Source organism: Photobacterium kishitanii (assembly GCF_003026355.1).
GTDB classification, from domain to species: Bacteria; Pseudomonadota; Gammaproteobacteria; order Enterobacterales; family Vibrionaceae; genus Photobacterium; species Photobacterium kishitanii.
This window is the reverse complement of sequence record NZ_PYON01000008.1, coordinates 109894-131627: the sequence shown is the minus strand read 5'-3', so window position 1 is coordinate 131627 and position 21734 is coordinate 109894. Positions and strand designations below refer to the sequence as shown.

General features: G+C 35.1%; 19 protein-coding genes. 9 read left to right on the top strand and 10 right to left on the bottom strand.

Annotated elements, in window-relative coordinates:
• Window positions 1–4 precede the first annotated feature (4 nt).
• Window positions 5–346, bottom strand: coding sequence for a hypothetical protein (locus C0W29_RS11255; protein WP_045044675.1), 342 nt, complete (start codon window positions 344–346; stop codon window positions 5–7).
• 241 nt (window positions 347–587) lie between these two features.
• Window positions 588–2114, bottom strand: a complete 1527-nt coding sequence (locus tag C0W29_RS11250; protein WP_052671590.1) for a sulfatase-like hydrolase/transferase — start codon at window positions 2112–2114, stop codon at window positions 588–590.
• A gap of 213 nt (window positions 2115–2327) precedes the next feature.
• On the opposite strand from C0W29_RS11250, the gene C0W29_RS11245 reads away from it, so the two are divergent.
• Window positions 2328–3038, top strand: coding sequence for an oligogalacturonate-specific porin KdgM family protein (locus C0W29_RS11245; protein WP_036790093.1), 711 nt, complete (start codon window positions 2328–2330; stop codon window positions 3036–3038).
• Between the two features lie 209 nt (window positions 3039–3247).
• Here the strand turns inward: C0W29_RS11245 and opgC are convergent, their stop codons facing one another.
• Window positions 3248–4774 (bottom strand): OpgC domain-containing protein, encoded by a 1527-nt coding sequence (gene opgC, locus C0W29_RS11240; RefSeq protein WP_045044674.1) that lies wholly within the window; start codon window positions 4772–4774, stop codon window positions 3248–3250.
• A 208-nt stretch (window positions 4775–4982) separates the two neighbouring features.
• On the opposite strand from opgC, the gene C0W29_RS11235 reads away from it, so the two are divergent.
• The gene (locus C0W29_RS11235) at window positions 4983–6047 is read left to right on the top strand and encodes a threonine aldolase family protein (protein ID WP_045041199.1); all 1065 of its coding nucleotides are present in this window, start codon (window positions 4983–4985) and stop codon (window positions 6045–6047) included.
• Between the two features lie 61 nt (window positions 6048–6108).
• On the opposite strand, the gene dtpA is transcribed toward C0W29_RS11235, so the two are convergent.
• The gene (gene dtpA / locus C0W29_RS11230; protein ID WP_045041198.1) at window positions 6109–7563 is read right to left on the bottom strand and encodes a dipeptide/tripeptide permease DtpA; all 1455 of its coding nucleotides are present in this window, start codon (window positions 7561–7563) and stop codon (window positions 6109–6111) included.
• Window positions 7564–8109: 546 nt separating this feature from the next.
• Here dtpA and cfa point away from each other — a divergent pair.
• The 3 genes from cfa (at window position 8110) to C0W29_RS11215 (ending at window position 11762) form a co-directional block, all read left to right on the top strand.
• On the top strand, window positions 8110–9255 hold the full coding sequence (gene cfa, locus C0W29_RS11225) for a cyclopropane fatty acyl phospholipid synthase (RefSeq protein WP_045044673.1): 1146 nt from the start codon (window positions 8110–8112) through the stop codon (window positions 9253–9255).
• 84 nt (window positions 9256–9339) lie between these two features.
• On the top strand, window positions 9340–10278 hold the full coding sequence (locus tag C0W29_RS11220; RefSeq protein WP_045041196.1) for a patatin-like phospholipase family protein: 939 nt from the start codon (window positions 9340–9342) through the stop codon (window positions 10276–10278).
• A gap of 221 nt (window positions 10279–10499) precedes the next feature.
• Window positions 10500–11762: a hypothetical protein gene (locus C0W29_RS11215; protein ID WP_045044672.1), complete on the top strand. Its 1263-nt coding sequence runs from the start codon at window positions 10500–10502 to the stop codon at window positions 11760–11762.
• 85 nt (window positions 11763–11847) lie between these two features.
• On the opposite strand, the gene yciH is transcribed toward C0W29_RS11215, so the two are convergent.
• A complete protein-coding gene (gene yciH / locus C0W29_RS11210) occupies window positions 11848–12171 on the bottom strand; it encodes a stress response translation initiation inhibitor YciH (protein ID WP_036790074.1) in 324 nt (107 codons plus the stop codon).
• Window positions 12172–12292: 121 nt separating this feature from the next.
• On the opposite strand from yciH, the gene C0W29_RS11205 reads away from it, so the two are divergent.
• Together C0W29_RS11205 and C0W29_RS11200 are read left to right on the top strand one after the other, a co-directional pair.
• Entirely contained in the window at window positions 12293–12898 is a 606-nt protein-coding gene (locus C0W29_RS11205) for an HAD family hydrolase (protein WP_036790072.1), read from the top strand.
• A gap of 97 nt (window positions 12899–12995) precedes the next feature.
• A complete protein-coding gene (locus C0W29_RS11200; RefSeq protein ID WP_036790069.1) occupies window positions 12996–13520 on the top strand; it encodes a putative ATP-dependent zinc protease in 525 nt (174 codons plus the stop codon).
• Between the two features lie 49 nt (window positions 13521–13569).
• Here C0W29_RS11200 and C0W29_RS11195 read toward each other — a convergent pair whose 3' ends face one another.
• Window positions 13570–13914 carry a DUF3319 domain-containing protein gene (locus tag C0W29_RS11195; protein ID WP_036790065.1) on the bottom strand — a complete coding sequence of 115 codons (345 nt, stop codon included), beginning with the start codon at window positions 13912–13914 and terminating at the stop codon, window positions 13570–13572.
• 174 nt (window positions 13915–14088) lie between these two features.
• On the opposite strand from C0W29_RS11195, the gene C0W29_RS11190 reads away from it, so the two are divergent.
• A complete protein-coding gene (locus tag C0W29_RS11190) occupies window positions 14089–15054 on the top strand; it encodes a tyrosine-type recombinase/integrase (RefSeq protein ID WP_045044671.1) in 966 nt (321 codons plus the stop codon).
• Between the two features lie 61 nt (window positions 15055–15115).
• Here the strand turns inward: C0W29_RS11190 and C0W29_RS11185 are convergent, their stop codons facing one another.
• The gene (locus C0W29_RS11185) at window positions 15116–16114 is read right to left on the bottom strand and encodes a D-alanine--D-alanine ligase (RefSeq protein WP_036790060.1); all 999 of its coding nucleotides are present in this window, start codon (window positions 16112–16114) and stop codon (window positions 15116–15118) included.
• A 217-nt stretch (window positions 16115–16331) separates the two neighbouring features.
• On the bottom strand, window positions 16332–17123 hold the full coding sequence (locus C0W29_RS11180) for an SPOR domain-containing protein (protein WP_052671589.1): 792 nt from the start codon (window positions 17121–17123) through the stop codon (window positions 16332–16334).
• Window positions 17124–17355: 232 nt separating this feature from the next.
• On the opposite strand from C0W29_RS11180, the gene C0W29_RS11175 reads away from it, so the two are divergent.
• A complete protein-coding gene (locus tag C0W29_RS11175; RefSeq protein ID WP_045044670.1) occupies window positions 17356–17865 on the top strand; it encodes a DUF2301 domain-containing membrane protein in 510 nt (169 codons plus the stop codon).
• 78 nt (window positions 17866–17943) lie between these two features.
• Here C0W29_RS11175 and C0W29_RS11170 read toward each other — a convergent pair whose 3' ends face one another.
• Window positions 17944–19620: a GGDEF domain-containing protein gene (locus C0W29_RS11170; RefSeq protein ID WP_036790052.1), complete on the bottom strand. Its 1677-nt coding sequence runs from the start codon at window positions 19618–19620 to the stop codon at window positions 17944–17946.
• Window positions 19621–19801: 181 nt separating this feature from the next.
• Entirely contained in the window at window positions 19802–21499 is a 1698-nt protein-coding gene (locus tag C0W29_RS11165; RefSeq protein ID WP_036790049.1) for a GGDEF domain-containing protein, read from the bottom strand.
• Window positions 21500–21734: the final 235 nt, after the last annotated feature.

The following is a 21734-nucleotide window of genomic DNA, read 5'->3' as shown; positions in this document are numbered from 1 at the left end:
TATCTTAATATGCTAATCCACTACATAGCTCATCTAAAAAGCTTTCACCTAAAGCGTTTTTTAACATTTTTTGCAGTGTTTCTCTGCAGCAAACAAATGTATGAGCCTGATACTGACCTTTCCAATTAGCTAAAACCATTACATTATCACCGGAATCTTCGCATAACCGACTAAGAAAATGATGAAGGTTATTCATACCTAAAACATCACAGTCATAAGATGCAATATTAAAACTGTCCTGATCTATTACCATGAAGTAAAGCTCAGAGTTTCCTTTAAAAACGGGTAGCTGATCTGTTTGATGAAATCGTAATTTTTTATTGTCTGCAAAATCGAAATTTAACATATTGGATTCTTTTAGTTTGAAGCTGAATTCACCTGATTATATCTGCTTATTCACAAAATCAAACATCGCTAACTAAATATAAATCAGTGACTCCTAATACTATATAGAACAAACTTCTTAATTAACTATTACTTTTACCCAAGAGCCGTCAGTACTCAACTTTCTCTCTAAACAGCAAAATATAGCCTCATTTTTGCTTTCTAAGACTCGCTAATTTAGCGAGTCTTATTGTTAAATAATCTTACGTCTTATTAGCTTTCGCTGCTGCCTCTTCACGTGCTATCACTTCAAATATGTACCTATCGAACATAGGCTCAGCTTTATGAATTTTACTATCATAAGCTTTTGCCTCTTTTGTTAGATCAGCTACAATTTCAGGGTATTTATCAGAAATATCCCATTGCTCTTTCGTATCGATATTAATATTGAACAAACGAATATTATTCTTTTCATAAGGTTGTGGATTTAAAAAGTTCACCGTATCAAAATGAAGTTTATAGCTCCCCTTACGATACGCTTTTAACTCCCCCTTAAAATAGTAAGCATTAAAATCACGACTTGTTTTCTCGCCATCAAGCAAAGTATTAGTTATATCAAATCCATGGTAATCGCGATCTTTTGATAACTCACCTCCAGCAAGGTTTATTACAGTAGGATAAATATCCATAGCATTACCAATGTCATAAACCACTTTACTTTCGATCTGGCCAGGCCAATTAAATATTGCTGGAACGCGTACTCCCCCTTCATAGGTTGACCCTTTAGAGCTATGGAAGAAACCATTATTCCCAGCTTTATCTTGATATGGTAACCAAGGACCGTTATCACTTAAGAAAATAATAAGAGTGTTATCTCGTAGATTTTCTTTTTCTAAATGCTTAACAATTTCACCTACAGAATAATCAAGCTCAGCAATTGAATCCCCATAAGGCCCACCATCAGTAGTACCTTCGAAACCTTGACCGGGGAATAATGGCGCATGTGGGTTAGTGAGTGGAACATACAAGAAGAAAGCGTTGTTCTTATTCTTAGTAATAAATTCCATCGACTTAGTTACAAAATTCTTTGTTAGATCACGCTGAATAGCCGGTGATTGAACTACTCGTAGTTTTGTATGTGCGTAACCTTCATAGATAGGTTGATCCCAATACTCTTCTTTAGGATTGTGGTTAGCATCTTTAACTTTACGGTTACGCTCAGATAAAGCTTCCTTATCTCCACTGATACGTGCCTGTTCCGATTGAACTAAATCAAGTGTATAGGTCTTGTAAGCATCATTTGACATAGTGATGCCATACCAATAATCAAAGCCATGCTTCGTCGGGATAGCTTTCTCTGTATCACCTAAATGCCACTTACCAACAATACCTGTCTTATAACCAAGATCTTGTAACCCCTTAGCTAATGATATTTCAGTATTTGGGAAACCATAAGGATCATTTTCAGGAGAGACAAAAGAGTTCTTACCATACATCCCTGTAGTTACTGGATGACGACCTGTTAATAAAGCTCCTCGGCTAGGAGAGCAAACACCACTTGCAACATAAAAACTATTCCACTTCTGCCCTGTATTAGCTAATCCGTCTAATACTGGTGTCTTATTTACTGGATGCCCATAGGTTCCTAAATCAAACCCCATATCATCAACCAATATTAGAACAACATTCGGGGGATTGTAATCGGAAGCAAATGAAAGAAAAGGGGTCGTGATAGCTCCTACAATAGCCGTTGCTAGTAACGTTACCTTGAAAACTGGAGATTTAAACATATTTTAGCCTTAAATTAATTAACACACGACATTATCGTTTACTTTATACACAAAAATAGATACCAAATTTATTCATAATTGTGACAATTACGTATTATTTGGCATTGTAAGATTGAATTTTTGCTATTAATATTTGCACCAGCGGTTTCAACCACCTTTAATTTGTATAAATTAATTTTCATAAACTTACGTTATTTGCATATAGGAAGATAAATGAAGGTCAAGTTAATAGTATTAGCTTTGGGAATGGCATGTAATGCGCCGGTCGTAGCAGAAGAAAAACAAGAAACATCTTTCTGGGATTTACCAACTAAAGGTACCTTTAATATTCGCCAAGAATACCGCGATGGGACTGGTGCTCATAACAACAAATTCCAAGTAAACTTGCAGCAAGGATCATGGCTACTTGAAACAATCGCTTATGTTTCAGGGGGAACAGAAAACGAAATATGGAGTGATCAGAAAGTTGGTACTTACGAGCTAGGCCTTTATAACCTTGCACGTATTAGCCCTAATATAGTTATTGTTCCTGGTTTTGCTTATTCAATTAACACTAATGAAAATAACCTGTATATTCCATCTCTTCGTTTCAACTACGCAACAGATAACAAAATCCGTCTACAGGCTCGATACAAGCAAATTGTCACAAGTAAAAATACACATCGAAATCAAGCATTTGATGTATTCTTAGGCCATAGATTCGATAATGGATTTGATTTCACTTATCAAGGCAACATAACTCATTCTATAAGTGGTGACATATTATTTGATAATAAAGATACAGACTACTTCCACAATTTGAAGGTTACTTACTTCGGCTTTGGTAAATTCCGTCCATACGCTGAGATTGGTGATATTCGAGTCAATACAACAACAGACGACCGACAATTACGTTATCGCCTCGGTATTGTTTACGCTTTCTAATCGCCTTGTTATTAAGTGTATAAGTTTTAAATATCAAAATGTTAACATGTAGATCATAATAATAAAGGGATAATAAAAGTAGCCTCTATCGCTAAACCGTACATACTTGGATGAGTAATGACAAAAGCAGCCATTTCGTGGCTGCTTTTTGGTTTCTACTACATAAAGTTTATATATAAATAACCATAGCTGAGCACTAAAATAGATATCTAATAAAAATTAATCGTTTGAGTTTGTGATTTATGATGGGAAAACTTTATTTGTTCCATTACCAATGAACCTTGTAAAACTGGATTGTTTGAAAGGCCAAAATATTCTACTGGCATTCCGTCATTATTCCTTGTTAGATAATAGTTCTCATCTTTATCCTGAAAGGCCAATATTGCATAATTTCCTGCAGGTAATGATTCTACAGTGATACCTTTTATAACTTGCTGTGGCGAGTATTTTTTATAATGAACTGTCGCTCTTCCATTCAAATCATCTTTTTCGTCATAAACTAGAACGGTAATCAGGGTTTTAGAATCAACTAAATTCGAAATTTTAATTGTTAATGGAGAAACAGCTTGAGCACTAACGTAATTGGTTGTTATCGCAATTAAAAATATAACGGTTACATAGCTAACCCAATGTTGGATTTTAGTCTTATTTGCCCATTTTTTTTCACTTAGCCATGCTGCAAACCATAATGACGTCGAAATAACTATTACGACAACAATATAATATGGTTCTAACCGTAAGTTATGTAATAACGGCGCACTTAAATATACCACTACAATTTGCCAGCTAAAGACGCGCAACGAATGACGGCCAATATAACTTAATGCTTTAATATGGAGTGCACTCGGATTACGTTGAATAATTACCGCAATAAGATATACCCATACTGCAATATTCAATGTTCGCAACCAGCCTAGTTCTGGTTTATCTGCATATGAATATAATACCCAGCGATTAATTCCATAACTAACAAATGCGCCATGGTGAGCCGCAAAAATGCCTACAGCGATGATCACCGCGAGAACGGTTAATACTGGATGGCGCCAATGTAGTATTTTATTTTGTAACATAAAGCCAAGTAATGAACTGCTTACAAACAACAACTGCCAAGCAAAGATATTAAAATAGCTAAGTTGGAGCTTAAAGTTGGAAAACACAAAATCAAACAAAGGCTGTAATACTGTCGCATTTATAGTGCTACTAAAAAACCATATACCAATGCTGATACTAATGATTAACCACCCTAGCCCCTTTCGATATCCTCTGACAAGAAATGGTAACAACAGCATAAATACAATGTAGAGTGGAAGAATATCAAAATAGCTTGGTTGATTAACCAGAACAGCGCTTGCAAGCAACGTTTCAATCGGGCTGTCAATGACATTATGAGCACTTTGCTGAAGTATTGGCAGCGCTGATGGTAATAGCTGTGATGCAATAAAAACCCACACAAAGACAACTAATAAACAACTAACATGATATCGATAAATACTGAATGCTCGGTGAAATGCTTTCGTTGTAATCTGTGGATTTGTTAATGAGTCTCGGCTATAGATTACTCCTGCAAGTAGCCCTGAAATAAACACAAAACACTCTGCTGCCCCAAATTGACCTAAAGGCTGTAATGTAACATTCTGGATGATTGAATACCCACCACTAACCCAGATTAAGTGATTGATTGTCATTAATAAAAGTAATAAACCACGTATACTATCTAATGCTGCTATCCTTTTCATGCTAGTTACTCTAATTTATTGTATTAGCGTATTCTTACCAATCGTTGCGTGCTTTTCATACAACTAGATGTTGTTTGGTATTAAGTTGGGATGAAACAATCGATTTTTACTGCAATAACCATCGAATTACACCTTCCGTTACAATAAAAGTCCTTATCATCAGCGTTAAATTGAGTATATTGATAGTTCAATCTGTATGGAGACAACAATGACAAACTCGCCTTTAGCTACACCAAAGAAAACCATTGGCTTAACCAGTGACAATATTGCTGGTGTTTCACCACAAATATTGCAGCATTTAATTGAGTTTAGCGCTGGCGATGCAACGCCTTACGGTAATGATGAGTTATCGTTACAGCTTGATCGCAAAATGAGCGAGTTGTTTGAAACTGACGTTGCAGTGGTTTTAGTGCCAACGGGTACGGCAGCCAATAGCTTATGTTTAGCCGCGATGTCTCCTGCTTGGGGAGCAGTTCTTTGTCATCCAAATAGCCATATTAATAATGATGAATGTGGTGCTCCAGAGTTTTTCAGTAATGGCGTAAAGCTACTTACGATTGATGGTGATGATAGTAAGATCAACCCAGTAAAACTTGCCCAGCGTGCAACATTAAAAATTGGTGATGTTCATACTGTACAACCTGCAGTAGTGAGTGTTACTCAAGCAACAGAAACTGGTAGCGTTTATACTCTTGATGAACTACGTGCTATTGGTGATGTGTGTAAAAGCCACAACTTAAAATATCATATGGATGGTGCGCGCTTTGCTAACGCAGTCGATGCATTAGGTTGTACCCCTGCAGAAATGACCTGGAAAGCTGGCGTTGATGCCCTTTCTTTTGGTGCAACGAAGAACGGCGCTTTTGGTGTGGAGGTGATTGTTCTATTTGATACTAGCTTAAAGAATGAAATTGAATATCGCCGTAAACGTGCTGGCCATCTAATGTCTAAAATGCGTTTTCTATCAACACAAATAGATGCTTATATTACCGATAATTTATGGCTAACGAATGCCCAACACGCCAATGCAATGGCAACCAAACTGCGTGAAGGTATTAGCGCGATTGAAGGTGTGGAACTGCTGCATCCTTCTAAAACAAATATTGTCTTTTGCAAAATGTCGCCAATAACAATTGCAACCTTGCATGAACATGGATTTGAGTTTTTATCTAATCGCTGGGGTGATGGTGTTGCACGCTTAGTAACTAACTTTGCAACCAAAGCTGAAGATATTGATGCCTTTATTGCAGTATTAGCAGCAAGTAATAAGTAAGAAAACAATAACGGCAATCATGTGACTGATTGCCGTTATTAACCATTCCCTATTGATTGTTTTATTCTTTGTCTTGAATAATACGGGTTAACTTAGGAGCGATAACTAATGTAAAGACGGCAATAGCCGCAGTGACATACCCTATTTCGCCAAATACTTCGGCATATAGAACCAGAGTTTGATTAGAATCGATAACCCCTTTAGGGGCTGCGGTTAAACTTGCAATCCATCCAGCTAAGATTGCGGCGGTTGCAGAAGTTAAAAACCACATTCCCATCGCAAAACCCATCATTCGCTGTGGCACTAACTGCGCAATCATAGCCAGCCCTAAGCCAGAAACTAATAACTCGCCCACTGACTGCAATAAATAACTCGCCACTAACCAATTTGAGTTGATGATCCCTTGGGTATTAGCAAAGCCTGTTGAGTACTTTAAGATCAAAAAAGCTAAGCTACATAGCACCATGCCAAAGGCAAACTTAAATGGCATTGCAAATCGTTCACCCAGTTTATTATAAAGAATGGCCAATAATGGACTAGCAACCATGATCCAAAATGGGTTTAACGCTTGAAATTGCTCCGGTTCAACTTTAAACCCAAATAAATCATGACTAACATTATGAATGGCGAAGAAGTTAAGCGAAGTTGGCATTTGGAAATATAAAGCAAAGAACACCACCCCCTGCAACATTAATACAAAGGCAACCAACATCTTTGCCCTTTCAAGCCCTTTGGACTTAAACGCCTCTTTAAAATAAACAAATACAATAATGACACCAACAATCACTAAAATCGCGTGAGCATAAAATAGATGTTGTAGTAGCACAGCGCTGAGAAAGCTCAATAGGATAGTGACAACCACAACTGCCGCATAGTAAAGTTTATTCACTGGCACCATATCGGGTTTAGAGCCAATGTTTTTAACAATCCGCCCCATTACTATGAAGTTAACCATTGTGATGAGCAATCCTATCGCACTGACACCAAATGCCATGCCATAACCCATTTTTTCAGCTATCCAAGGACTTAATAGCATTGAGAAAAATGAACCAAGGTTGATCGCCATATAATACATGGTAAAGGCACCATCAAGGCGAGGATCGTTTTCTTCATAGACTTTGGCCAACAAACTTGAGGGGTTAGCTTTAAATAAGCCATTACCCATGGTAATAAAGCCCATTGCTATATAAAGCAGTTCTTTGCCTCCAAATTCACCCGCCGCAGAGATCCCTAATAACGAATAACCAATCGTCAGGATAAATGCGCCAAGCGTAATGGTTCGTTTCGTACCAAGGATTTTATCACCAACCCAGCCACCAATTGCCACAGAACCAAAAATCAATGCAGAAAAAGCACCAAATAATGTGAATGACTCTGATTCAGACATGCCAAGAATGCTAACAAGGTACACAGTAAGAATGGCTTGCATACCATAGAAGCCAAACCGTTCCCAAAACTCTATAGAGAATATGAGATAAAACGGTTTAGGTTGCTTAAATACATTTACATCGGACATACAGTCTTCCTTAATCAGGCGCAATTGTTTTAATAGTAGTCGCGATCACTAAAAATCGGCTAATGAGGCTTATTCAAATAAGATGTATTGCAATGGAGGAGAGTTCTTTTTGTGAAGTTTATGTCCGAGTGCCATGCATTTGAGAAGCCTACCTTTTACTTGGAACTTGGCCTTTTTCTCATATTTTTACAAAGATGTCTGTTTTGAATGGTTTTTTGTCAAATACTCCAAATTAAGCTATCCAATGAAGCGATATAGTACTTACCACAACGAGGAAGTGCTGAAACAGACACTTTAATGGATTATAAATATTATTATTTTTACCGCTTAGCATATTATTAAATGCTCCGTTAAGAATATCTAAATAAGTAATTAAACAGAATAAAATATTATTAACCTAGTAAGTCTATTATTATACCGCTCATAGTGAAACACATGATTGATATATTACTTTTATATAAAACATCTAGTAGTTGTATTTCATTATTAAATAAGTAGGTATGAGTTTTATTCTTCTACTTTTCAATATAAAAAATCGAGTATATTATGCCAAAAAATAAAGAATTATTTCGTGATCTATTAAAGCAAGCTGATATCGAAATTAATGGTACTCGCCCATGGGATATTACTGTTAATGATGACAAACTTTTTGATAACATTCTATTAGACGGTACTATCGCTTTCGGTGAAGGTTATATGGAACGTTTATGGGACTGTGACCGCATTGATATTTTAATTAGCAAATTACTACGTAGTAATATCGAAGAAAAGCTAACTGGTATTGATAAAGTTAAGTTTGCAGCTAATTATGGTGTAACTAAATTAAAAAGCTTAATTAATCCACAAGCGGTAAACCGTGTTAAAGAAGATGTACCTTTCCACTACGATATCGGTAACGATTTATTTGTAAATATGCTTGATGAGCGTATGGCATATACTTGTGCATATTGGAAAGATGCAAAAACACTTGATCAAGCTCAAGAACATAAGATGGATTTAATTTGTCGCAAATTAGATTTACAACCAGGCATGCGTCTACTTGATATTGGTTGTGGTTGGGCAAGCTTCATGAACTATGCTGCTGCTAAATATGGTGTAATCTGTGACGGTTTAACACTATCAAAAGAACAAATGGCGCTAGGTCAAGAGATTGCTGATAAAAAGAAATTACCGGTTAAAATCATTTTACAAGATTACCGTGAGTTCAAACCAGAACAACCTTATGATCGTGTTGTATCAATTGGTATGATTGAACATGTTGGCCCATCAAATTATGACGAATATTTCGAATGTGCTAACAGCTTCTTAGCTGATGATGGTGAGTTTTTACTACATACTATTGGTAGTCCAACATCTAAAGATGGAACTGACCCATGGATCAATAAATATATTTTCCCTAATGGTGTTATTCCATCATTAGCTCAATTGAGCAGCTCAGTTGAAAATAAATTTAATATTGAAGACGTACATAACTTTGGCCCAGATTATGATTTAACACTCATGGCTTGGTGTGAAAGATTCGAAAAGAACTGGTTCAAAATTTACAAAAATTATGATGCAACGTTCTACAGAATGTGGCGTTTCTACCTATTAAGCTGTGCAGGTGCATTCCGCTGCCGTGATATTAGTTTATGGCAAATAGCATTAACTAAAATTGGTACAGATCTTCCAGTTAATGCACGTGCTGCTTAATTTATCGCTGGCATATTTTAGTCATGATATGTCAGCGAATTTTTTCTCTCATAACAATTAAAATATAAGTTGGAGATAAATATTATGAGAGGACAACATATCTCTTATTGCAAAAATAATATTGAGCCGTTATTTTTTAAAAAAAATAATATAACGGATATCGCTTTAGTTACCGAAGGCGGTGGCCAAAGAGGAATATTCACTGCTGGTGTTCTAGATGCTTTTCTTGAAAATGATTTCAACCCTTTTTCATTATTAATTGGTACATCCGCAGGCTCTCTAAATATTGCATCTTATATTTGTCAACAACGTAAACATGCTTACCGAGTTATTACTGAAATAACAACAACCCGTGAGTTTTTTAGTTATGCTAAATTATTTACAGCTCGTGGTGGCATGAATCTTGATTGGTTAATAGAGCAAACCCAAACTAAATTAAAATTAGACTGGCATACTGGTCGAAAAAATATGGTTAACCGTACAGTCTTAGCAACAGCATCAGGGCTAGATCACAATAAAGCAGGTTTTTTTGATCTTAATGCTAAGGATTGGGACCAAAAATTAAAAGCCTCCTGTGCCATTCCCCTATTAAACCGACAACCAATTTATTCAGATGACCATTACTGGGTAGACGGCGGTCTTCATGAGCCTATTCCAGCCAAAGAAGCTTATGAGCGTGGTTACAAAAATATTGTTGTTATTCGTACCAATCCTGTTGGAATGACAGCAAATCATCAATGGCTTAAAAAACTAAAGCGTGGACTAACGCATACTAAAGCTGCAACATTAATTGATATGTTGTTGTTACATGAACAAAAATACAATGAAAGTGAAAACTTCATCAATAATCCACCTGATGATGTCAATATTTATGAAATTTATCCGCATAAGGTCTTAGAATCTAAGCTTATTGGCAGTGATATCAATGCGCTTAATCACGATTACGAATTAGGCCATCAAATGGGATTGTATTTTTTGAAAACCATGAACAACTACTGCCTGTGTTCGTCATGTTCTGAATAGTCGTCAATTATTATCCCTTAAAAAGATGAATCTTAGTACTGATATACTGAAAAAATTCTTAATCTGAGTTTGATTTGCTATATCTATTAAGGTTTATCTATTTTAAGGGCATAATAATCATTTTACCGTCTAATACTTCCTAATTCTCAACTCTGAAAAACAACTCTGTGATAAGTGGCTACAATTTTTTACTTAGATTATTTAGTAACTGAGTAAGAATAATGCAAATATGCTCACTAATGGTTGTGCTGTCTTCACTATTCTTTTTTGGATGTGGTGGTGATAGCTCTGATGACAACAAAGAAATACCAAATGACATTGAAACGGATTTTCCCCAAATAGAACCACTACCAGAACCAATATTAAAAATAACTGATATTTCAGATGGTTATTACGGATTACTTTATGATGCTGGTGGCAATGAACTAAAAATAAACAAAAATCAGGTATTATTATTGCAGGATGGATTAATAAACGAGCTTAATTCTAATTTGAATGAAGAACAGCGAGCTATGTTTAAAGAGTTACATTCAAACTTTACGGATATAAAACAGCCCACTGATATTGAAAAAGTACTTTTCCAAAATGTTTTACTAGATGCGATGATCAGTTCAATAAAACCTCAACTACAAGATAAATATTTCCCACCTTTTCGTTTATTTAGACATCACACACATAGCTTGTTCCCCATTTCTCGTTTAACAGATTACCAATGGATCCTTGATTTACTTTCTCAACGATCTTTACTAAGCCATTTAATCTTAATTCCTCCACAAGAAACCGATAATTATATTGATACTTGTCGAGAAAATGATGTGCCAATTCCACCCGACTGGGGATCAACATTATGGCAGTATCGGGGGGTTGCAAACATTGATTTCCTCGAGAATGATAAAACTGAAGTCTGGGCATATGAATCATCGACAGTTCAGGGATCATGCATTGCTCTCCCTCGATGGGATATAAGACCAGAGGAAGGTATTAATGAAATATCACTGCTCGGCATTATTTGCCAAAGTAAAACCACTGGCAAGGCATGTTTCTGGGATAACCTGAGTAAAGAAACAGGACAACGTATAAAAGGTGGAACTGATTTAACATTTAAGATAAGCGATATAAAAAATGGTAATTCTTTAGGAGAGAATTGTACACGATGCCATCGCGGTAAAAATGTATTCTTAATCCATCCAGAGACTAATCTCGATATTTCAGATGATTATAATATCAACCCTGATGTTCGTTATCAGCCGATATCTACACAAGCAAACTGGAGTAATCCTGCTGCACATAGTGAATTAGGTGATGGTGCTTGTGCTAGTTGTCATGAAATAGGTGCATTATCTGGTGGGTATTGTAATATTTTACGTAATGCCGCAAATCAGACGATGCCGCCACAACCTGAAGATCCGACTAATTGGGATGGAGCTGCCGCTTTCTACGGCGATCATATTCAACAAATGATTAATGATGGATGTCCAGAATAGAAATAAAATTTAGGCAATAACTTTAACGTTATTGCCTAATTAAACAGTTCAATGATAATAAATCATTAAAACGCTATTCCATAAATCAGCCGCCAGCTAATTTAACTGTATGACCTTTCTTTTCAAGATGCGCTTTTATTACATCACGCTTATCACCTTGAATTTCAATTGTTCCATCTTTTACTGAACCACCGCAGCCACATACTTTTTTCAATTCTGCTGCAATCAATTTCAACTGGGTATCTTCAACATCAAGCCCTGAAACGATACAAACCCCTTTACCTTTACGACCTTTTGTCTGACGTTGAATACGGACAATGCCATCACCTTGTGGGCGTACTGGCTGGGTTTTTTCTTCTTTGATGCGACCGGTTTCGGTTGAGAAAACTAAACGGTTATTATCACTCATTGTGTAATATATCTCACTTGGTTGCTTGATTGTGTGAATACCATTAAAAGTTAGCATATCAATCTTGCGAAATGCTCATGAAGCAATACTATCAATAAATGGTACTCTAACGGAACATCTTATGATTCGTAATGTGATTTTTGATTTTGGTGCAGTACTATTTGAGTGGAACCCACTCCAAATCGTTAATAGCTTCACCACATCACAACCAGAACGAGAAATATTACTGCGTGATGTCCTTCAACACTCTGATTGGCTATCACTTGATCGTGGTACGATGCTTATTGCCGAAGTGATCCCCAAATTTTCAGCTCGCACACAGATCTCCCCTCAGCGTATAGAAGAATTTATAGTTCATATCCAACTAAGCCTAACAAAAATACAACAAACTGAAATACTGTTTCATCAATTAACTGAGCAGCCTTATTCTCTTTATTATCTTACTAATATGTGTAGCGCTTTTTTTGATACGCTTTATGAGAAACATCATTTTATTTCATTTTTTGATGGTGGATTAGTTTCAGGCAAAGAATTAGTAATGAAACCAGAGCAAGAGATATTCTTACGGTTGTGTCAGCGTTATCAACTGAGCCCACAAGAAAGCCTATTTATTGATGATAATAGCGAAAATATTAAAATAGCCTCAAAGCTTGGATTTAATACAATCCAATTTAACCAAACACAAACTTGTTTTGAAGCAATTGAAAAGCAACTGTTTATCCACTAGATTGATACCGTTTAATAATTTTTACATAAAATTGAACATAGTTACCACGACTCAGTCTATTATCTATGTTGAAGAGCTAAGAATATCAGGAGTTTATGTGAAAAAAGTTTTTATGTCTGCCATGTTAATTGCAGCTGCAACAGTATCAACCATGAGCTACGCAGCCAATGAATGTAATGGAAAATACATTGTCGGTCCTGTTGAAACTATTCACGTTAAAGATCTTAACATGGATTTTAAAGCACGTATCGACACAGGTGCAAATACAACTTCTATTAATGCTTACGATTTACATGTCATTAATGGAAATAATAATCCATCTAATAACAAAGAAAGCTGGCGTGAAAATCTAGGAAAAATGATCAGTTTCAAAACAGCAAATGCACAAGGACAAGAAGAAACACATACAGGAAAAATAATTAAAATTAGTAAAATACGCAACGCTCAAGGTGTTGAACGCCGCTATGCTGTTGTCATGGATTTAATCTGGAACGGTAAGAGTCATGCAATCCCAGTTAACCTACGCGACCGTAAAAAATTAGAGTATAAATTACTGATTGGTCGTAACTGGCTTGACGGAAAATATCTAGTTGACGTATCAAAAAGTGATGATGATGATTAATTGCTAAACTAATTAAAAAAGCAGTGCCTGTAACTATAGGCACTGCTTTTTAAGATACAATAATTTTATCTAAATACTTTTTAATTGAAATAATATCGCCCTTGAGTAACTGACCCCGTACTATTGCATACCATTCATTAGCTTTACCATTATCATTTTTTAACACTATACCGCGATAATGTTCAGAACTGGATGATAATGCGTCCGTCTTTCGAGCAATGTTAAACCGTTCTGGTGGCATAAAAGCTTTAGTATCACACCACCAATTCACGCTTTTTTTAATGTTAATTAACATACCTTGAACCGCATGCCCATTAATGACAGCTTTCCAGTCAGACGTTAATCCAGTGCTATTTTCAATGACATAACCACGGTGAAAAATGCGTTTTTTCATTGTCTATTCCCTGCCTCATTAAAACGCCACACTATTTAACAATTATTATCTTAACTAGCTATATAGTAATAACACTTGGATAGCTAAGCTAGCTTTTTGTGATTATTCTTTTGTTTTACGATGATCATTGTTATGATTAAAATAACATAAAGTTATAGTGCATTAGGTGTGATTATGGCAAAGAAGATTACTGTTATTGAAGATGAAATAGTACGTAACGCTAGTATTGCGGATTTTTCCAGCATTGCAGACTCAATAACTATTTGGCAACGATTAACACAGCAACAATACGCTAAGAATACGCTAGTCGCTTTTAAAAATGATTGGAATAGCTTTGTACTGTTTTGCTCACAGCACAACTCTTCACCGCTGCCCGCATCCGCAGAGATTGTTCATCGATATATAGAAAAAATGGCACAAACACGTAAATTAGCCAGCCTTAAACGTTACATTGTCACTATTGGTTTAGTTCATCGTTGCCATGCATTACCTAATCCCTGTTTAAGCAATGAAATAAAGCTCGCTATGCATAAACAGCGTCTTGATAAACATGATGATTATACCAATGCCTACGGCTTTCGTGATAATCACTTACACGGTCTCCTTGACTCCTTTATGCTATCAACCAAAGCGAAAGATGTTCGTGATATGGCTATTTGGGCAATAACCTTTGAGGCAATGCTTAAACGCTCCGAAGTGACAGCATTAACCGTCAATGATATTGACGTCGCGCAAGATGGCTTAATTACTCTTTCAGTCAATGATAATTTAATTGCACTAAGTGATATAGCCTCTCAAGCTATCAACCGTTGGTTGACATTATCAATGATCGATAACGGTTTTGTTTTTCGGCGTATAGATAGACATAATAATATTGGTGACAATCCTCTCGACCACTCCTCTATTTATCGTATTTTCAGACGAGCAAGCCAAGAGTTGGAGCTCCCTACTGATGTAATATTTTCAGGTCAATCACCACGAGTAGGCGCCAGCCAAGATTTAGCTGATGCTGGGCTATCAGTCCATCAAATTCAACATCAAGGCCGTTGGCGAAGCCCTGCTATGCCAGCACAATATATTGGCCAACGCGCTAAGCGTGATAATACCTTGAAAAAATTCGCTAACAAAAATAATAAATAAAAGCAGCCATAAAAAAGCCAACCTATATCGGTTGGCTTGATAATCGCGGAGCTTATAATATTTATTTAACGGCGTTTTTGATCGCTAATTCAATAAAATCAGTAAAACTATGACCGTAATTTTCCAGCATTTTAGGGAACATTGAAATAGGTGTCATTCCAGGGAAGGTATTGATCTCATTTAATAAGATCTCGTTATCTTCACTCAAGAAAAAATCAATTCGAGATAAGTCTTTAAGCTTCATTTGCTCAAAAGCCTTACGTGCATAATGCTGAATAGCATCAACCTGTTCTGCGGTTAAATTACGAGCTTCAACTTGAGTTGTTGATAAACTATCAGTGCTGTATTTTTCTTCGTAACTATAAAACTTATCATCAGGACAAGAGACTTCGCCTGGCTTGGTAATAATCAATTGATCACCAAATTGATAAGCAGCAACTTCAAGCTCACGCGGCTTAATTGTTTTCTCAATCAGAACTTGATTTGAATAGCCAAACGCATTATCAACAGCAACGCGTAACTGCTCTGTATCAGTCACACTGTAACAACCTACAGAGGAGCCCTGACACGCAGCTTTAACAAATACCTTCCCCCACTTACTCAGTGCAGCTTGAGCTTGTTGGTGAGCTTCTTCAGTGTTTTCACTAAGAAAAACATATGGTGTATTTGGAATATTTAACGCATCAAACCATAACTTAGTGGTGATTTTATTAAAGCAGTTTGTACTGGCTTCAGCGCCACAACCTAAATAAGGTAAACCTGCTAAATCAAATAATGATTGCAAATCCCCTGTTTCGCCGGGAAAACCATGCACACAAGGGATCACGTAATCAATCGAGATACGTTGCTCACCGACAACGGACAATGTTTTATCCAAATTCAATTCGCAAGGATGTTGGTTTGCATCTAACCAGCCCTCATTTTTGGTCATCTCTACACGTGTATAACTAACGCCATCAATCGCTTTTAATTGCTGTTCAATAAAGTTTGCAGACACAAGAGAAACTTCATGCTCAGCGCTACCGCCACCGCATAATAATAAAACATGGATAGAACTCATTATCGTTCCTTAATTATACCAATCACAATACAATGCAGATCACAAAGACCTTGGATACTACCAAGGCCGAAAATAGCAAGGCATTCACTGCTGAATATAGTAATCAAAAAAGTAAGGTGAATGTACCCTCTACCCCATCATATCGTGAATTATTTTTAAATCATGCTAAGTTTGTGCTGCAAATGGTGATTTAACCACCGCTTATATACTCACTGAATTATTGTAACTGCTTCAATTGAGGAGAGCGAGTATGTTCAATATCATAGAAATTACGCACAAACGCGCCATTTTGTTGTACTGCTTGAGGCAACGATACTAAAGCAGCTTTAGCTTGATCATAATTAGCATAATGGCCAAGTAACAATGTATATACCTGACTACCATTCAACATTTTTTTATTTATCCAAGCTGGTTGTTGACTCTCTAATGACGATAACAACGTTGCTAATGAATGCTCATCTCTTGATGCTGTGACTTGAATGCTATAACCATGCATATCTACTGTTTTATAAACATCGTCGCTGCTTGCTTCTGCTACTGATGATGGCTCCACTGCTGCATCATCACCAACAGTCGTTTGTGCGGGTGCGATGGCTGTCTCTGCTGCTACAGTATCTGCTGTAGGGTTAGCACTTATTTCAGTTGCTGCTGCATTATCTGTTGCGGATTGAGTACTTGGCTCAGTTGCTGACGTTTCAGTTGGTACATCATCGGTAGTCACCTCATTGGCTGCTGTATTATCTGCTGCTACTGTACCTTCCTCTGTATCTGTAACGGGCTGTTCCTTAATCTCTTGCTCACTAACTGCGATTGAATCAATCGACTGATAAAGAGGATCGGTTTTAACTGATGAATCTAATTCAGCCACAATAATAGGCTCAACAAATGGTTCAGCTGTTTTAGTGGTGTTAATTGTTTCAATTGGAGTTTGCAATGGTGTCTTGGGTGGCATTAATTGAGCGCAACCCACTAAGCTGGATAGCAGGCCCAATGCAATAATTTTCTTCATTTCATTCTCACTTTTTCAAACAAAATATTCAGTACATTAATGATAAAAACAATTAAATGACAAATAGTTAGCAATAGTTTGCCGTAGCTTTTGATTAGGATCAAACTGTTCATAACGATAGATCAATCGAAAGGCATTTATGTTACCCTGATCACAATAAATATTGTTTTGCTAACAATAATATGACTCATATTCTTTATTATTCTTTTTCTGCCACTACCTAGGAGCTTCAATGGCTGATCCACACATTAAATGCGAACTTGACATACTCGATAAACTAACAGTTATCCTATATCGCTCTGCATTCACTCTCGCTGCTATTATCATGGCGGTTATCGGTACAGAAACCCAAGCCGCTACCCCTTTCCTTGTAATGGTTGCTTTATTGGCATCAACAACAGTACACATCTATGACAAACGTTTCCGCTGGTTAATCCAAGGAGCAGGATTATTTTCGGCAATTTGGTTTATGTCTGGATTATGGCAGCCATTAGCATTGGGAGCAGCTTTATTTGTCTTTAGCGCACTATCTATAAAGGAATATTTCTGTTTCAAAGTCAAAATATTGTTACTGACCCCCGTTGCTTTAGCTGGGTTTTGGTTCTGTTTAGTTTTTAATGTCGCTAATGCCGCAATTGGTCTTGCCATAGTAGGTGCAGCATTACTTGCATATGCCGCCTTTAGTAAATGGCGCATGCCGCTACATTTTGATATCGGTGATAAGAGCCGTTACCAAGTGTAATTGTCTTATTATTCTCTAAGCCACACCAACTTATAGTCCACCAGCAAAAAAAGAGATCAAATGATCTCTTTTTATTATTTATTGTTTACGCTCATATTTTTGTTTATACATCGCTTCATCTGCTTTATTTAAAGCGCTATCTATACAATCACCAATATCAACAATTCCATAAGAAAAGCTTAAATATAATTTTTTTGCTAAAAAATAGGCTTCAATATTACTGCGAATATCATCTATTCGTTGTTGTACACTTAACATTGAAGCTTTATCTAACAATAAAACAAATTCATCGCCGCCAAAACGAACAATAACATCTCGCTCTCGTAGCATCTTCTTTATGGTTTGGGCGAAATCACGTAACACTTCATCACCCTTATTATGGCCATATAAATCGTTTATTGATTTAAAACCATCTAAATCAATAAAAACTAAAGTTTGGTAAGCACGAACATAAGTCGATTCTAAATAGCTTTTTTGATAGCAACCCGTTAGATCATCAATATTAATACTGTCGTTAGCATCATAGACACTACAAATGATAAATGCTTGATTAAAGTGAGTTATCTTCTGTCGATAGGCATGAAAAAACTGCTTACCATTTTCTGTTTCTACAGTTTCATTCGATACAATAAAACAGGTATCGCTATTAAGTAACTCATTATCTAAATCAATACAGGTTCGATAATCAGGAAATAATTCACACGCTTGCGCTGCAGTATAATTAACAAGATCAACGCCTAAATAATTAATATGGTTATCATTGTTATAAATAGCATTCCCTTCACTATCACGAATGATAACTAACGCATCACAAGTACTTATTAATGAAGAAACTAATAAAAAATGTGAACTACTCTTACGCTCAAGTAATTCATTATAATTTTTATTAATTCTACTTTGTTCATTATAAACATCAAAAAAATTCGAAGTAATCCCAATAATATTATAACGATCAATTTTAATGAGGTGATTAATTGCAGCCCTAATAGCCTGAGGATTAGGCGCTCGATTCATATCATAAATAGCTTGATCAAGTAAATTACAAAATGATTGAGTATCCATTTTTTGAATATCAAAATTCGTCTTGGTCGGTTTTATATCTATAATATTAAGTGGTTCAGAAAAATAAAATCCTTGATAAGTCATATCTCCTAGTTGTTTAAGTAAATTAAATTGCTCAAACGTTTCTACACCTTCAACAATAATATGCTTACCAAGTACTTTAGCGATCTTTTCATACGTTGTTTTAACTAATGAATAAGCGACATAACTTTGATCAATGTTTTTAATCATTTTTCTGTCTAACTTAATATAGTCGACATCAAGATGTAAAAACAATTCGCTATTAGCATAACCTTTACCATAATCATCAAGCGCAAATTGAATACCCTTATCTTTCAATTGCTTTATTACATTTTGAATACGTGTGAAATCATTAGTTTCATCATGTCGAGTTAGTTCTAAAATTATATTTTTTTCATGTTCAAATATTTTATGGCATGTTTTTACAAATTCATCATCAAGTAAACTGGCAATAGAGATATTAATTGCTAGTTGTATCTTTTCTCCATTAACTAATTGCGAACGACGCTTAATAACAAAATCAATAATAGCCAAATCAAAAGTAACATGATCAGCTATACTTTCTATATAGCGTTCAATTTCAGCTTCAGTTTTTCTTAATAAAGCTTCGTAGGAAGATATTTCACCGTTATAATATCGAGGTTGAAAATTAAAATAGCAATCGGATAGCATTAAAATTTATTCTTTTTAGTATTTTAGAGAAGCATAATCGAAAATATCACTAATCACTAATAGAATTTGTAACAAACCTATACATATACCAAAAAGGGATGGTTAATTGCCATGTGCGTATTATTTAACTATTTCTAACTAAATACGAATTTATTCAAAAACTCAAATTACACAAAAATAATCATACAACTCTTAATTGTTTTTTTCTTAATGACTTCTCTTTATACATAGCAGTATCTGCTCGCTTAAGTGCTAGCTCTACACCATCTTGTAAAGACGCAATTCCATAAGAAAAACTTAACTGAGTATCTTTTTTATTAAAATAATATTCTATACTTTGTCTTAATTGCTCTATTCGCTGCTTAACATTTTTTATCACATGACTATTTAACAAAATTACAAATTCATCGCCACCAAAACGAACCATTACATCTGCATCGCGTAGCATATCCTTCATCGTTAATGAAAAATCTCGTAAAACTTCATCACCGATATAGTGGCCAAAACTATCATTGATCTCTTTAAAGCCATCTAAATCAACAAAGACCAAAACCTTATGTTGATTCATATAACTTGATGATAAATAGTTTTTTTGGTAACAATTAGTAAGCTCATCAATAATGATAGTATCGGTAGCTTCATAAACAGAACAAATAACAAAATGTTGACCAAAATTAGAGACTTTCTGCCTATATATATGAACTAATTCGCTACCATTTTTTGTTTCAATAACCTCATCTGACATCATAAAACATGAATCACTCAGTAATAATTCATTATCAACATTTAAACAGGTACGATAATCCGCTACTTTTTCGCAAGCCTCTTCTACTGGCATCCCAACTAAATCAATACCAATATAATTGATAAAATGATCATTATTAAAAATAACATTACCATCTTTATCACGAATAACTACCGCACCATCACTACCGCATACAACTAAAGCAGCTAACATAAAATGTGAGCTTGTTTTATTTTTTATGATTTCTCGATAATTTTTATTAATCCTTTGTCGTTCAGAGTATAAATCAAAGGTATTTGACGTTAACCCAATAATATTATATTTATCTATACTTTTAATATTCTCTATTGCTTGTTGTACATTTTTAGGATCTTGTGATCGATTTAAATCGAAAATAGCTTGATCTAATTTCAATGAAAATTGTTTTCTAACATTTATTTTATAATTCAGTATAGGTTCTGTTTTTTGTATTTCAGCTGCAGTTATAGCTTTTGAAAAGTAAAATCCTTGATAAAACATATCACCAAACTCTTTAACTAAGTTAAATTGCTCAAATGTTTCAATTCCTTCAATAATAACAACTTTATTTACAACATTAACAATATGATCGTATTTTGATTTTAATACGGAATAACTAATATAATTATGCTCTATATTTCTAATCAATCTTCTATCTAATTTTATATAATCAACATCGAGATATAAAAATATATCAGTATTAAAGTATCCTTTGCCATAATCATCAAGTGCAAATTTTACACCTTTGTTTTTAAGACATAATATTGAATTCTGTAAATTATCAAAATCATCAGTCTGATCATGATTAGTTAATTCTAATGTTATATTTTTCTCGTATTCAAAAATACCCAAGCATTCATCAAGAAAATAATCATCAAGGAGGCTTGCAATAGATATATTTAATGAAATAGAAACATCATCACCAATCGATAATGATTTTCTATCTTGAAGGACTTTACGAATAATCTCGAGATCAAAACTAGCAGCACATTCAATAGAACAGACAAATTCCTCAACATTGAAGTTCTGAATATGACTTCTCAGTAATGCCTCATAAGAGGATATCTCACCATTATAGTATCTAGGTTGATATTTAAAGTATAAATCATTGATCATATTTCTATCTAGCACCTGAAATTTTAGCAATAAACATTAGTAATACACATATTCACAACATTATCAATACAATAGTTACTGTATTATTAACATAATTAATTGATTATTACTTATACGAATAAACATTTTATTTTAGGCATAGCATAAAACGTTCAATTATCTTTTAGATCACATTATCTTTATAAAAAAAACGCTTCTTAAATATTTAAATATAAAGTAGTAAGCAGTATTAAAT

What these genes read in the sequence shown, in the direction of transcription:
- opgC (WP_045044674.1), bottom strand. Translation starts at nt 4,774, where the DNA reads ATGAAAAGGATAGCAGCATTAGATAGTATACGTGGTTTATTACTTTTA.
- C0W29_RS11255 (WP_045044675.1), bottom strand. Translation starts at nt 346, where the DNA reads ATGTTAAATTTCGATTTTGCAGACAATAAAAAATTACGATTTCATCAA.
- C0W29_RS11235 (WP_045041199.1), top strand. Translation starts at nt 4,983, where the DNA reads ATGACAAACTCGCCTTTAGCTACACCAAAGAAAACCATTGGCTTAACC.
- dtpA (WP_045041198.1), bottom strand. Translation starts at nt 7,563, where the DNA reads ATGTCCGATGTAAATGTATTTAAGCAACCTAAACCGTTTTATCTCATA.
- C0W29_RS11195 (WP_036790065.1), bottom strand. Translation starts at nt 13,914, where the DNA reads ATGAAAAAACGCATTTTTCACCGTGGTTATGTCATTGAAAATAGCACT.
- C0W29_RS11190 (WP_045044671.1), top strand. Translation starts at nt 14,089, where the DNA reads ATGGCAAAGAAGATTACTGTTATTGAAGATGAAATAGTACGTAACGCT.
- C0W29_RS11205 (WP_036790072.1), top strand. Translation starts at nt 12,293, where the DNA reads ATGATTCGTAATGTGATTTTTGATTTTGGTGCAGTACTATTTGAGTGG.
- C0W29_RS11250 (WP_052671590.1), bottom strand. Translation starts at nt 2,114, where the DNA reads ATGTTTAAATCTCCAGTTTTCAAGGTAACGTTACTAGCAACGGCTATT.
- C0W29_RS11215 (WP_045044672.1), top strand. Translation starts at nt 10,500, where the DNA reads ATGCAAATATGCTCACTAATGGTTGTGCTGTCTTCACTATTCTTTTTT.
- C0W29_RS11180 (WP_052671589.1), bottom strand. Translation starts at nt 17,123, where the DNA reads ATGAAGAAAATTATTGCATTGGGCCTGCTATCCAGCTTAGTGGGTTGC.
- yciH (WP_036790074.1), bottom strand. Translation starts at nt 12,171, where the DNA reads ATGAGTGATAATAACCGTTTAGTTTTCTCAACCGAAACCGGTCGCATC.
- C0W29_RS11185 (WP_036790060.1), bottom strand. Translation starts at nt 16,114, where the DNA reads ATGAGTTCTATCCATGTTTTATTATTATGCGGTGGCGGTAGCGCTGAG.
- C0W29_RS11170 (WP_036790052.1), bottom strand. Translation starts at nt 19,620, where the DNA reads ATGCTATCCGATTGCTATTTTAATTTTCAACCTCGATATTATAACGGT.
- cfa (WP_045044673.1), top strand. Translation starts at nt 8,110, where the DNA reads ATGCCAAAAAATAAAGAATTATTTCGTGATCTATTAAAGCAAGCTGAT.
- C0W29_RS11165 (WP_036790049.1), bottom strand. Translation starts at nt 21,499, where the DNA reads ATGATCAATGATTTATACTTTAAATATCAACCTAGATACTATAATGGT.
- C0W29_RS11175 (WP_045044670.1), top strand. Translation starts at nt 17,356, where the DNA reads ATGGCTGATCCACACATTAAATGCGAACTTGACATACTCGATAAACTA.
- C0W29_RS11220 (WP_045041196.1), top strand. Translation starts at nt 9,340, where the DNA reads ATGAGAGGACAACATATCTCTTATTGCAAAAATAATATTGAGCCGTTA.
- C0W29_RS11245 (WP_036790093.1), top strand. Translation starts at nt 2,328, where the DNA reads ATGAAGGTCAAGTTAATAGTATTAGCTTTGGGAATGGCATGTAATGCG.